The 12,412-nt window shown below is 73.5% G+C and carries 12 protein-coding genes and 1 pseudogene; 5 read left to right on the plus strand and 8 right to left on the minus strand.

Going from position 1 to position 12,412, the window contains the following annotated elements; all coding sequences use genetic code 11:
• Positions 1-65 precede the first annotated feature (65 nt).
• The gene (locus tag ABZS42_RS13845; protein ID WP_355145044.1) at positions 66-707 is read left to right on the plus strand and encodes an NAD(P)H-binding protein; all 642 of its coding nucleotides are present in this window, start codon (positions 66-68) and stop codon (positions 705-707) included.
• Between the two features lie 22 nt (positions 708-729).
• On the opposite strand, the gene ABZS42_RS13850 is transcribed toward ABZS42_RS13845, so the two are convergent.
• The gene (locus ABZS42_RS13850; protein ID WP_355145046.1) at positions 730-1,194 is read right to left on the minus strand and encodes a PPOX class F420-dependent oxidoreductase; all 465 of its coding nucleotides are present in this window, start codon (positions 1,192-1,194) and stop codon (positions 730-732) included.
• A 37-nt stretch (positions 1,195-1,231) separates the two neighbouring features.
• Entirely contained in the window at positions 1,232-1,873 is a 642-nt protein-coding gene (locus tag ABZS42_RS13855; protein WP_355145048.1) for a hypothetical protein, read from the minus strand.
• 306 nt (positions 1,874-2,179) lie between these two features.
• Here ABZS42_RS13855 and ABZS42_RS13860 point away from each other — a divergent pair, with 306 nt between their 5' ends.
• Positions 2,180-2,962 carry a M15 family metallopeptidase gene (locus ABZS42_RS13860; RefSeq protein ID WP_355145050.1) on the plus strand — a complete coding sequence of 261 codons (783 nt, stop codon included), beginning with the start codon at positions 2,180-2,182 and terminating at the stop codon, positions 2,960-2,962.
• A gap of 180 nt (positions 2,963-3,142) precedes the next feature.
• Here ABZS42_RS13860 and ABZS42_RS13865 read toward each other — a convergent pair.
• The 3 genes and pseudogenes from ABZS42_RS13865 to ABZS42_RS13875 all read right to left on the minus strand — a co-directional run.
• Positions 3,143-3,478: pseudogene (locus tag ABZS42_RS13865) on the minus strand (DUF234 domain-containing protein); the annotation flags it as partial.
• Between the two features lie 6 nt (positions 3,479-3,484).
• Positions 3,485-4,240: a response regulator transcription factor gene (locus ABZS42_RS13870; RefSeq protein WP_355145052.1), complete on the minus strand. Its 756-nt coding sequence runs from the start codon at positions 4,238-4,240 to the stop codon at positions 3,485-3,487.
• Between the two features lie 25 nt (positions 4,241-4,265).
• Positions 4,266-5,516: a histidine kinase gene (locus ABZS42_RS13875; RefSeq protein ID WP_355145054.1), complete on the minus strand. Its 1,251-nt coding sequence runs from the start codon at positions 5,514-5,516 to the stop codon at positions 4,266-4,268.
• Positions 5,517-5,648: 132 nt separating this feature from the next.
• On the opposite strand from ABZS42_RS13875, the gene ABZS42_RS13880 reads away from it, so the two are divergent.
• Genes ABZS42_RS13880 through ABZS42_RS13890 form a run of 3 tightly spaced genes read left to right on the plus strand, consistent with a single transcriptional unit; the run spans position 5,649 to position 8,067 of the window.
• Positions 5,649-6,539: an ATP-binding cassette domain-containing protein gene (locus ABZS42_RS13880; protein ID WP_355145056.1), complete on the plus strand. Its 891-nt coding sequence runs from the start codon at positions 5,649-5,651 to the stop codon at positions 6,537-6,539.
• A gap of 38 nt (positions 6,540-6,577) precedes the next feature.
• Positions 6,578-7,330 carry an ABC transporter permease gene (locus ABZS42_RS13885; RefSeq protein WP_355145227.1) on the plus strand — a complete coding sequence of 251 codons (753 nt, stop codon included), beginning with the start codon at positions 6,578-6,580 and terminating at the stop codon, positions 7,328-7,330.
• 2 nt (positions 7,331-7,332) lie between these two features.
• Complete coding sequence (locus tag ABZS42_RS13890) at positions 7,333-8,067, plus strand: hypothetical protein (RefSeq protein WP_355145057.1); 735 nt, start codon at positions 7,333-7,335, stop codon at positions 8,065-8,067.
• Between the two features lie 52 nt (positions 8,068-8,119).
• On the opposite strand, the gene ABZS42_RS13895 is transcribed toward ABZS42_RS13890, so the two are convergent.
• The 3 genes from ABZS42_RS13895 to ABZS42_RS13905 form a co-directional block, all read right to left on the minus strand.
• On the minus strand, positions 8,120-9,133 hold the full coding sequence (locus tag ABZS42_RS13895) for a hypothetical protein (RefSeq protein ID WP_355145059.1): 1,014 nt from the start codon (positions 9,131-9,133) through the stop codon (positions 8,120-8,122).
• Between the two features lie 70 nt (positions 9,134-9,203).
• Positions 9,204-11,627, minus strand: coding sequence for an ABC transporter permease (locus ABZS42_RS13900; RefSeq protein WP_355145061.1), 2,424 nt, complete (start codon positions 11,625-11,627; stop codon positions 9,204-9,206).
• Positions 11,627-12,370 (minus strand): ABC transporter ATP-binding protein, encoded by a 744-nt coding sequence (locus tag ABZS42_RS13905; protein ID WP_355145063.1) that lies wholly within the window; start codon positions 12,368-12,370, stop codon positions 11,627-11,629. Before ABZS42_RS13905 ends, ABZS42_RS13900 begins: the two co-directional genes overlap by 1 nt.
• Positions 12,371-12,412 lie beyond the last annotated feature (42 nt).

The following is a 12,412-nucleotide window of genomic DNA, read 5'->3' on the forward strand; positions in this document are numbered from 1 at the left end:
GCCACCGGCGGCCGACCCGGTCAATAGCCTTGAGGACCGGAGGTCACGTCCGGCGGGAGGCGGTCATGAGCAGCATCGTGGTGTTCGGCGCGGGTGGCACCGCCGGCTCCCGGGTCACCGCCGAGGCGGTCGGACGCGGACACCGGGTCACCGCCGCGGTACGCCGCCCGGAAGCGGTCTCCTACCTGCCCGCAGGGGTGCAGGTGGTGACCGGGGACGCCACCAGCGAGCGGAGCGTACGGGAATTGGCCCCGGAGGCCGACGTCATGCTGGTCGCGATCGGCGGAGGCGAGCGCGGGCTCTGGCTCGACGCGGCGCGGGCGCTGGTCACCACGCTGCGCGGGCTGCCGGACGCGCCCCGGATCATCCACCTCGGCGGCGGGTCGACGCTGCTCACCCCGAAGGGGACGCGGTACCTGGACGAGCCGGACTTCCCCGAGGCGTACCAGGACTCGGCCCAGGGGCAGGCCGACGCCCTCGACTACTACCGCAGCCAGGCCGACGGGGTGACCTGGACGTACGTCTCGCCGCCGCCGCTGGAGTTCCACCCCGGCGAGCGGAGCGGGCACTACCGCACCGGCACCGACGAGCCGGTCACCGACGATCAGGGCCGCTCGGTGCTCACCTACGAGGACCTCGCGGTGGCGATCGTCGACGAGATCGAGAACCCGCGCCACGAGAACATGCGCTTCAGCGTGGCGTACTGAGGTTCGTACGCGGAGCCGGGTCTCAGCCGGCGAGGCGGGCGGGGAAACCGCCGGTGGCGATCGGGCTCCACCGCTCGACGGTCAGCCGGATCAGGGACTTGCCCTGCTGCACCATGGCCGCGCGGTACTCGTCCCAGTCGGGGTGCTCGCCCGAGATGCAGCGGAAGTACTCCACCAGGGGTTCGAGCGCCTCGGGCAGGTCCAGCACCTCGGCCGTGCCGTCGATCTGCACCCAGGGCCCGTTCCAGTCGTCGGAGAGCACACAGGCCGACACCCGCGGGTCGCGGCGGACGTTGGCCGCCTTGACCCGTTCCGGATAGGTGGAGATCACCAGCCGGCCGGCGGTGTCCACGCCCGCGGTGACCGGCGAGGCCTGCGGTCGGCCGTCCGCTCGGGTCGTCATCAGCACCACGCGGTGCCGGGGCCGGAGGAATTCGATCAGGCCGTCGCGGTCGACCTTGGTGTTCGTCGCGATGCTGCGTGCCACGGGTCGTTTCTACCAGGCCCGCCGCCGGATGTCCCGTTCAGTCGGGGCGGATGGCGTTGCGCTCCGCGACCTGCTGCGCGGGCACCCGGGGCCTCATCGATGGCCGCCAGGCGCGCCCGTTGGCGTAGATCACCCGGAATCCCAGGTACGAGGCGAGGGGCGCCCAGTGCGCCGAACCCATCCGCAACTCCGCGGCGTTGTGCCGCTGACCGTTGGCCAGTACGTCGAGCAGGACGGTTTCGAAGGCCGCCGATTCGACCCAGTCCACGTCCCGGGTGAAACCGCAGATCAGTGCGGCTCCGGTGAGCTGGAGGAACTCGCGCAGCGCCGCGTCCGAGGCCCGCAGCACGGAACAGCTGCCGAAGTAGAGCCGCCGCCCTTCGCAACGCCCGGCCATCAGTTCGGCGACGTCGGAGAGTTCGACGGAGTTCCAGTCGGTCAGCCGGAGCCGGCTCGGCTCGCCGTGCATCGCGAAGAATCCCACCCGATGGTCGGCGTACTGCTTGAGCAACCACCGGTCGAGGAAGTAGAAGAGCTCGTCGCGGGTCGCCGCGTCCTTGTGGATGAACCGGATCTTGCCCAGCCGCTCGAGCAGTTCGAGCGTGGGCAGCACGGACCCCCGCTCGTTGAGGTCGCGGTGCCACTGACCTTCGACGCAGAAGACGCCTCCCCGCGCCACGTCCACCTCCCCCGCGCGTCGCCCCGGAGGCTGACGTTACCGCTCAGCGGATCCGGGAGAACATCACCCCGGGTGGGGCATTCCGCAAGTTTCGCCGCCTTTACGCCTACTCGACGTTTCACGGCAGGACTGGCTGATTCGCTGATCCACCACATTTACAGCGACCGCTCAGCAACCGCAAATCATGAGGACGATTCTCGTTAACTGCCCCCAACGCGTCCGATAGCTGCCAGGGTGGAAATCACGGGACGCCCCGGTCAATGTCCCGAAGGCCACCCCATTCACGTTCCTATCGGGAGGACTTCCGTGCGCGTAAACACCCTGAAGCGGGCTGCCGTCGCATTCGCCCTGGCTCTGCCAGGCGCCGCGATCGCCGCGGTGGTCGCCGCGCCAGCGGCCCATGCCGACGGCTGCTACACGTGGGACCGCAACCTCTACCAGGGGCGATCCGGCTCCGACGTCCGGGAGTTGCAGGTCCGGGTGGCCGGCTGGGCCGGCAACCGGGACATCGTCGAGACCGACGGCATCTTCGGGCCGAAGACCGACGCCGCGGTCCGGCGGTTCCAGCAGGCGTACGGGCTGCGGGTCGACGGCATCGCCGGCCCCGAGACGTACGCCAAGCTCTACGAACTCCAGGACAACGACTGCACACCGCGTCACTTCACCTACAGCGAGCTGGACGGCGGCTGCGGCCAGGGCGGGTACAGCGGGGGCCCGCTGTCGGCCAGCGAGACGCGCCAGAACGCGCTGCGCACGATGTGGAAGCTGGAGGCGCTGCGCCGCAGCCTCGGTGACAAGCCCCTCTACGTGACCAGCGGCTTCCGCAGCAAGGCGTGCAACAACCAGGTGGGCGGGGCGTCGGACAGCCAGCACCTCTACGGCACCGCCGCCGACGTGGTGTCCCGCACCTCGTCGCTCTGCGAGGTCGCCCGCGACGCCCGCACCAAGGGCTTCAGCGGAATCTTCGGGCCTGGCTACCCGAACCACGACGACCACGTGCACGTGGACTCGCGTCGCGAGAACAACGATGACGGCATCCGCAACAGCACGAGTTGGTCCGCGCCGGACTGCGGGGTCCGCAACAACTGAGCAACCGCCGCAGCGACGCCGGCCCGGTACGGGGGATGGGGGGATCCCGCGCCGGGCCGGCGTCCTGCCGCAGCGTCCCACTCTCTCCGACCGGCGCGGCCCGGGCGGCCCAGCGCGGGAGCGGTGCTGAAGCAGCCGGCCCAGGTCGTGCGCGTCGAAGGGCCGATTCTCCAACCATTTGACCGAACCCATGAAGGTGATCCGCTTGGCGATCGGCCCCCGATCGGCCCCGACGAGATCGATCTCCGGGTCGTCGGTCCGGGTCCAGTAGCCGCCGATCTCACGTGTGCCCTCCGGCAGCCGGTCCGCAGGCAGCCGGCGCAGGGCTTCGCGTACGACCGGCTCGATGGCCCGTCCGCGCCAGGTCGTCCACGCCGTGCTGATCCGGCCCAGGGTCAGGTCGCCGCGTCCGCGCTCGATCTCCGGCAGGTAGGGCCCGAGGAACGACAGCCAGAACCGGAGGTACGGGTCGGCGACGTTGTACCGGGTCTCCCGCGACGGCCTGGTGGAAAGCAGTGCTGGTCAGACCAGACCGGCGTCGTGCACGAGCAGGGCCACCTGCACCCGGTTGTTCAGGTCGAGGCGGGACAACAGCCGGGACACGTACGCCTTCACGGTCGCCACGCTCATGTAGAGCTCCGCGGCGATCTCGGCATTGGTCCGGCCCTCGCCGAGCGCGACGGCGACCTCCCGCTCCCGCTCGCTGAGCGTGCTCAGCAGCCGCAACGCGCGCTCCCGACGCGGGTCGGGCCCGGTCGGGGCGGGCGTAGCACCGGTGACGTGCGCGATCAACGCCCGGGTTACCGCCGGGGACAGGGTCGCCTCGCCCGCCGCCACCCGGCGCACCGCCTGCACGATCTCCCCGGGCGGGGTGTCCTTCAGCAGGAAACCGGAAGCGCCGGCGCGCAGCGCCCGGAGCACCTGCTCGTCGGCGTGGAAGGTGGTCAGCACCAGCACCTCCGGCGGGTCCGGCGACGCGCGCAGCGCCTCGGTCGCGGCCAGCCCGTCCAACCGGGGCATCCGGATGTCCATGAGCACCACGTCCGGCCGGCCGGTGTCGACAGCGGCGGGCACCTCGCTACCGTCGGCCGCCTCCCCCACCACCCGCAGGTCCGGCACACCGCCGAGGATCATCGACAGCCCGGCCCGGACCAACGGGTCGTCGTCGACGATCAGCACCCGCACGGGCCCGCCGTCCGACGCCGTGCCTGCGGCATCCGACGCCCCGGCGGCCGGGTCGACGTCCACGCCCTGCCCGACCGGGCCCGGGTCGTTCATGCCGGCCTGGCCTGGCCCGGCCCGGTCACGCCGCCCACGGCAACCACGCCGTCAGGCGGAAGTCGCCCATCTCGTCCCGCCCGTACTCGATGCGGCCGCCCGCCAGCGTGACCCGCTCGGCGATGCCGACCAGCCCGGTGCCCGTACCGGGGATCCCCGCGTCGGTCGCCCCACCGACCGGCCACCGGTTGCGGATGTCGATGCTGAGCCCCGCGCCCGGCGCGCCGGCCACGCCGACGGTGACCACGGTGCCGGGAGCGTGCTTACGGGCGTTGGTCAGCCCCTCCTGCACGATCCGGTACGCACTGCGCCCGACCGCCGCCGGCACGGCGTCCGCGGCGGCGACCAGTTGGGTGGCGTTGACTCGTACGCCCGCGTCCCGGGACTCCTCGATCAGCGCCGGCAGGTCCGCCAGGGTGGGTTGCGGACGCTCCGGATCCTCCTCGACCCCGCTCTCCGTACGCAGCACACCGATCACCTCGCGCAGATCCTGCAACGCAGCGTGCGCGCTGCCCCGGATCACCCCGGCGGCCTTCGCCACCTCGTCCGGCGGCGCGTCGGGGCGGAACTCGAGCGCCCCGGCGTGCAGGCTGAGCAGCGAGATCCGGTGCGCGAGCACGTCGTGCATCTCCCGGGCGATCCGGGTGCGCTCCAACTGGCGGGCCTGCGCCACCCGCAACTGTTGCTCCGCCTCGGCCCGTTCGGCGCGCTCCCGCAGCGACACCACCAACTGCCGGCGGGCGCGCACGAACATCCCCCAGGCCAGCACCGTCACGCTGAGCACCACGCCCCACACGGTGGCCGCCCAGTACGGCAGGTTCGGCTCGGGCCGCAGGTAGCCGAAGGCGAAGTTGGTGCCGAGTCCGGCCGCGGTGACGGCCAACGCGACAGTGGTGCGTCGGTGCACCACCACGGTGAAGTAGATGATCACCAGTGGGAAGGCGCCGGCCATGGAGAACGCGGTCAGTGGCAGGGTCGCCGCCGCCAGGCCGAGCGGCCAGCGCCGGCGCACCCACAGCAGTCCGCAGCAGACCAGCCCGATCACGGAGTCCACGACGATCATCCAGCCGTGGGGCAGCCGAGTGGCGAGCTCGGGGGCCGGGGTGAGGGCGTCCAGCGTGGCGAACAGCACCCAGAACAGGGAGAGCACGAAGGCCACGCTGTCGACGATCCAGTCCCGGGTCGTGCGCCGCAGGCGGGAGCGGGCCCGCTCGGCCGGCACGGCGAGCGCCCCGGGCAGCAGCCAGGGGTGGTCCGGCACGACGGCGCTGGTCACGCGCCAATGCTAGGCAGCGCGGGCACCGGCCAGCCAGCTACCAAAGTCGAGATCCTCGCGTAGACCAAGGTCGCTGCGATCGGCGACCGTCGGCCGCTGCGGGCAGCCGGGCGGCTCGCGCAGGCTCGACGCATGATCAGCGTGGAGAACCTGAGCAAGCGGTACGGCCGGCATCAGGCCGTCGACGACGTGTCGTTCCGCTGTGAACCGGGAACGGTGACCGGATTCCTCGGACCGAACGGGGCGGGCAAGTCCACCACCCTGCGGATGATCTGCGGGCTGACCTCGCCGACCACCGGCCGGGCGACGGTGGTCGGACGCCCGTACCGGGACCTGGAGAACCCGGGGCGGGAGATCGGGGTGCTACTGGACGCCTCGGCCCAGCACGCCGGGCGGACCGGCCGGGAGGCCCTTGGCGTGGCCGCGTACACCATGGGTCTGGACCGGCGGGCGGTCGCGGCCAAGCTGGAGCTGGTCGGGCTCGACGGGGCGGCGGCGAGGCGGCGGGTCCGGGCGTACTCGCTGGGCATGCGGCAACGACTCGGCCTGGCGCTGGCACTGCTCGGTGACCCGCGGGTGCTGATCCTCGACGAGCCGGCCAACGGGCTCGACCCCGAGGGGATCTTCTGGATGCGCGGCCTGCTGCGCGACTTCGCGGACCGGGGCGGCACCGTGTTGCTCTCCTCCCACCTGCTGCGCGAGGTGGAGGCGGTCGCGGACCGGCTGGTGGTGATCGGGGGCGGCCGGATCGTGGCCCAGGGAGACAAGACCGAGTTGCTCTCCGGCAACGGCACGCTGGTGCGCGCCCGCGACGCCGAGGCGCTGCGCCGGGCCATGGCCGCCGCCGGGCTCACCGTTCAGGAGACCGGCGACGGGCTGCTGGTCCACGCCGAGACCGAGGCCGTCGGGCAGGCGTCCGCGGACGCCGGGGTCGTGCTGACCGAGCTGCGCCCGGCCGGCGGTGGCCTCGAGCACCTCTTCCTCACCCTCACCGCCGAGTCGACCAAGGAGGCCGGGAAGTGACCACCACGACCGCACCCCACGCGAGCAGCGTCGAGCCCGTGCCGCGTCCCGGCGTCCGGCGGCCGTCGCTGCCGCGGCTAACCGCGGTGGAGCTGCGCAAGCTCGCCGACACCCGGGCCGGACTCTGGCTGCTGATCATCATCGGGCTGACCACCGCCGTCATCGTCACCCTCCAGCTCATCTTCGCCGACGCCGCGGACCAAACCTTCGTGAACTTCTTCGTGCCGTCGCTGTTGCCGGTCGGGGTGCTCCTGCCCGTGCTGGGCATCCTCTCGATCACGTCCGAGTGGTCACAGCGCACGGCGCTCGTCACGTACGCCCTGGTGCCCCGGCGCGAACGGGTGACCGCCGCGAAGCTGGCCGCGTTGGTGCTGGCCACCCTCGCCTCGCTGGTGATCAGCCTCGCGGTGGCCGCGGTCGGCACGCTGATCGCCGGGGCGACCGGCGCGGCGGGCCGGTGGGAGTTCGACGAGACCCTGCTGCTCAACTCGGTCGTCTTCCAACTCGCCAACGTGCTGATGGGCGTCGGGTTCGGACTGCTGCTGCTCAACACGCCGCTCGCCATCGTCACCTACCTGTTGCTGCCCACCGTGTGGTCGATCGTCGGCGAACTGGTGCCGGCGCTGCATGGGGCGGCTGGCTGGCTGGACACCGGCCGCACCATGGAGCCGCTCCTGACCGGTTCCATGGCCGGCGACCAGTGGGCCCGGCTGGGGGTGTCGCTGTTGGTCTGGGTGGTGGTGCCGCTGGCCGCCGGCCTGGTCCGGACGCTGCGCCGCGAGGTGGCCTGACCATGACCGGCGACGCCCGCACCAGGGTCGGCGGCGGGCCGGCCGAGCTGGTACTGCTCTGGGGCGGCTTCCCGCCGCTCGGCGCCGGGGCCGGCTGGCTGCTCGCCTCCGCGGCGGGTTGGATCGCCGACCTGCCGTGGGTCCCGCTGCAGGGCCTGTTCGAGGCGCTGTCCCGGCTGCCGCAGCCGCAGGTCTCCATCGGCGCGGCGGTGCTCGGGGCGTTGGCCGGTCTGCTGCTCGCCGGGGCCGGCACCGCCGAACGGCTCACCGTGACCGTCGACCGTGAGCGGGTCGCCCTACGCCGGGACGGCAAGCAACAGGAGACGCCCCGGCACCAGGTCCGGGTCGTCCTCGTCGACGGCGGCGACCTGGTGCTGCTCGACGGCGACGGCGGCGAACTGCTCCGGGAACGTTCGGAGCTGGATCGGGACCGGCTACGGGCGGCGTTCCGGGCGCACGGCTGGCCGTGGGCGGAGGAGGATCCGCACCGGGCCGCGTACCGGCTGTGGGTGCCCGAGCTGCCCGGGCTGCCGGCCGGCGCGGACGCGCTGCTGCGGGCCCGGGAACGCGCGATCGAACGGGATCGCCGCGACGACGCCCGGGAACTGCGCCGGGAGCTGGGCCGGCTCGGGGTGGTGGTGCGGGACGAGCAGCGGCGGCAGTACTGGCGGTTGACCGGGCGAGCGGTCCTGCCCACCGCCGACCAGCCGAGCGAGCCGGAGCCCGATCGCCGGTGAGGTGACCTGCCCGGTCCTGGTAGCTGCCGGGACCGGGCGGGGCCTGCGACGGTCAGCTACCGGGCGACGCGACCGGGGCGGGGCGCTCCGCCAGCACCGACGGCCAGGCGAGCAGCAGCGACACCCCGAGGCCGGAGAGCACCCCGGCGAACGAGTGCAGGAGGTCGGAGTCCGCGGCGTTGATGGCGAGGTTGCCGGCCAGCTGGGTCAACGATCGGGCGATGGGAAGCACCATCATGATGATGACCGCGCAGAACAGCAGCACAGGCTGGACGATCAGCGCGGCGAGCGCGGCCAGGCCGTGCCGCGACCAGGCCGGCCGGCCGCCCGGCCAGTCCCAGGCCAGCAGCGTCACCCCGGTGAGCAGGACCCCGCCGAGCAGCGAGTACGGCAGCAGCCCGCCGCCCGGCGAGGTGACGCGGACGAACAGGACGCCGAGCACGCTCGCGGCGCCCACAGCCACGGCGAGCCAGCCCCGAGGCCGGGTCGGCGCCGGCGCCGCCGTCAGGGCGCAGCTCACGGCCAGCACGAGCAGCAGCGTGGCGGTGCCGAACGCGGCGGGGTGCAGCTCGGGTTCCCGATCCGTCGGCGACTCGATGCCGGCGGCCACCAGGGTCATCGCCGCCGCCACACAGGCCGCGCCCGTCAGCGTCCGGCGGTGTACGCCCGGCCGGGCCGCGTCGCGCCTGCGGCGTACGGCGAGCACGGCGGACAAGGCGAACGCCGCGACCACCGCGCAGCCGCCGGCGGTGAGCAGCACCGTCCACCCGGTGCCGGTCGGGTCGGCCCGGTCGACGGCCACGTCGGCGGCGATCCACACGCCGCCCAGCACCACGGCCGGGCGCAGCCACCAGCTGTCGCCCCGCCCGGCGAGCAGCAGCCCGAGGACGACCGCGACGATGCTGGCGAACCGCAGGTCACGGGCCCAGTAGGCGTTGTTGCCGGGAAGTGCCTCCGGCCACGGCCCGACCGGCTCGGTCAGGGGCTGCAGGACCGTCATGTTGACCGCCCAGAATCCGGCGGCGACGATCGCGAGGAGCAGCCCGGCCGGGCGCGCGAATCGCATCTCGGCACCGTAGCCGGTCCGCGTCGCAGGCGCTGTCCCACCCGCGACGCGGCAGCCGGCGTGCAGCTCGTCATTCTGCGTCCGCGGTGGACCGTCGGCGGAGCAGCCGCCAGGCCGGTATCGCGCTCGACGCCAGCGCGAGCAGGAGGCACAGCCCCACGACCCCGCCGACCACCGACCAGGGGACGACGAGGTCGACCGGGGCGCCGACCTGCTCGACGAGGCCCGCCCGGAGGCTCAGCAGACCGACAAACGCGACCGCCCCGCCGAGCACGGCACCGACCAGTACCACCAGCGCGGACTCCGCGGCCACCAGCCGGACGACCTGTCGGCGGGTCGCCCCGACCAGCCGGATGAGCCGCAGGTCGCGTGCCCGGCCGACGGCCGCCATCAGCAACGTGTTGACCACGGCGATTCCGCCGTAGCCGGCCGTCACCCCGATCAGCAGCAGGGTGGCCAGCCACACCAGCCGGTCCTCGGCCCGATCCACCTCGGCGGCCCAGGTGGGTACGTCGACCACCCGCGCCCCGACCGGCGGGGCGATCGGGGAACTCAGGTACACCGCCTCGGTCAGTGCGGAGGGGTCGTGCGCCCGCACTGCGGCCCGGGGCAGGAGCAGATCGCCGGGGAAGGAGTCGTCGGTCACCACGGCCACGATGCGCAGCGGCACGCGTTCCCCGTCGGGCAGTACCACCGGGTAGGGCTGGTCGGGCAGCGCGGTCGTACCGGCCAGCGAGGCCTTGACCACTGCCGTGCCGTCGCCGTGCAGGTCGGCCAGGGATCCGCTGATGACGGTGAGCATCCGGTTCGCCGCGGTGAATGCCGCCGGATCGATGCCGAGCGCGGTCAGCGGACGGATCTGCTCCGCCGAACTGTCGCCGTCGACGAACACGGTGGTCGATAACACGGCCGCGCCGGAAGCCGCCTCGACTGCCTGGTCGGAGAGGCCGGGGGCCCGGTCCGGGAGGAGCACCCAGTCGGCATTGACGGCGTTGATCCGGTTCGTCGCGTACACCGGCGTGGACGTGCGCACCATTCCCGACACCAGCACCGCGAAGGCGACGGTGAGCAGCACGGGCGCGGCAGTCGCTCCGGACCGCCGGGCGGCGGTCCGCGCTCCGGCGCGCAGCAGCAGCGAGACCGCCCCACCGCGTCGCCGTACCGTCGGGGCGAGCAGGCCCGCGATCGGACCGACGAACACCGGGGCCAGCACGGCGGCGCCGCCGACCAGGGCCATGACCATGGGCAGGGCACGATCCGCCCCGTCCTGTGCGTTGCCGGCCGCGGCCGTCGCGAGCCCGAACGCCACGCCGACCGCGACGAGAAGCCCGCCGATCGTCGCACGCAGCCATCCGAGGGGCCGCTGTTCCACCGCCGCCTCGCGCAGCGCCTCCAGCGGCCGCACCCGCGCCGCACGCCCGGCCGCCGCCCAGACGGCCAGTAGCGCCACCACCGGCCCGGTCGCGAGCGAAACGCCGACCGGCCAAAAGGTGTACCGGACGCGGAAGGTCGACGGTTCGAACCCGACGTCCACCAACAGCCGGCCGACGGCGGGAGCAAGCGCGGCACCGGCCAGCAGGCCGACGAGCGCGGCACCGGCGCCCACCGCGATCGCGTGCCGGTAGAGCAGGCGGCGGACCTGCCGAGGGGTGGCACCGACGGCGCGCAGCAGCGCCAACTCCCGGCGGCGCTGCGCGACGGCGTACGCGAAGGTCGCGGCGACCACGAAGACCGTCACGAAGCCGGCGAGGGCGGCGGTGGCAGTGAGCACCTGCATGCCGATCCAGCGGGTACGGGCATCCTCCCGGGGTTCCAGCACACCCCGGCCGTCGCCGGTGACGACCCGGCCGTCGCCGCCCAGCACGCCTTCGGCGGCGGCTGCTACCCGGCCGGGGTCGGCGTCCAGGGCCAGCATCAGGCCGATGACGCGGACTCCGGGCGCGAGCGCGGCGGCTACCTCGTCCGCGACGTGCACTCCGGGCGCGTCGAGCAGACCGGTGACGGTGTACGGCTGTGGGCCGGACGCCGTCAGCAGGGTGACCGGTGCGCCGGGACGCAGGCCGAGTGCGGCATCGACAACCACCTCACCGGGACGGTGCGGAGGGGCACCGGCCGTCAACGTCAACCCACCGAGACGGGCGCTGGACCACCCGTGCCCCTCGTGGGCGTCCTGCCGCTGGCCGTGAGCTTTTGCCGGTCGACCGTCCACGAGTGGCTGGGCGTAGAAGGTCCGGTCGGGCACGGCGGCCGCGACGCCGGGCAGGGCGGTGAGCCGTGCGACGAGTTCGGTGGTCCTCGCCGAGGACCAGGGACGCTCGGGCGGGAAGGGATCGGCGGGGCTGCCCGTCTTGGGACTGGTCACGACGACGGCCGCCTGCGCCAGCCGGTCCGGCGTCTGCGGACGGCCGGAGGCGAGCAGCAGTGTGGCCGCGGCGACCAGCGCGACTCCGATGGCGACGGCGACGAATGCGCCGGCCGATCGTCGGGCGCTCATCATGACGGCTCCGGGGAGGTCGCGGCCGCGATCAGGGCGGCGACGGAGGAGGGGGTGAGCGAATCCGTCAGCTCGTCGGCGAGGCGACCGTCGGCGAGCAGGAGGAGGCGGTCGGCGTACGCGGCGGCGGCGGGATCGTGGGTCACCATCACGACGGTCTGTCCGTGGTCGTCGACGAGTCCCCGCAGCAGCCGCAGCACCTGGTGGGACGTGGCACTGTCGAGCGCGCCGGTGGGTTCGTCCGCGAACACCACCGACGGCCGGGTGATCAGCGCCCGGGCGACGGCGACCCGTTGCTGCTCGCCACCGGAGAGCTCGCTCGGGCGGTGCCGGGCCCGGCCGGCGAGCCCGACGGCGGCGAGCGCCGCGGTGACGTCCCGGTCGGCTGGACGTCGGCCGGCCAGGCGCAGCGGCAGTTCGACGTTCTGCGCCGCGGTTAGCGACGAGACCAGGTTGAACGACTGGAACACGAAGCCGATCCGGTCCCGGCGCAGCCGGGTCAGGTCCTCCTCGGACAGGTGGTTCAGCTGGATCCCGTCGATGGTGACGGTCCCTTCCACCGGCCGGTCCAGCCCCGCGGCGCAGTGCAGCAGGGTGGACTTTCCGGAGCCGGAGGGACCCATCACCGCCGTGAACGTGCCGCTGGCGAAGCTGGTCGTCACGCCGTCGAGCGCCGTCACCCGCCGGTTGCCCGAGCCGAACACGGCCCGGAGTCCGATCAGCGTGAGCGTGTCTGTGGTCATGCCGCCACGGTGCCCGCTCGGCGACGCCTGGCGCGTCGCGCC

The organism is Micromonospora sp. NPDC005367 (assembly GCF_040606825.1).
Taxonomy (GTDB): domain Bacteria; phylum Actinomycetota; class Actinomycetes; order Mycobacteriales; family Micromonosporaceae; genus Micromonospora.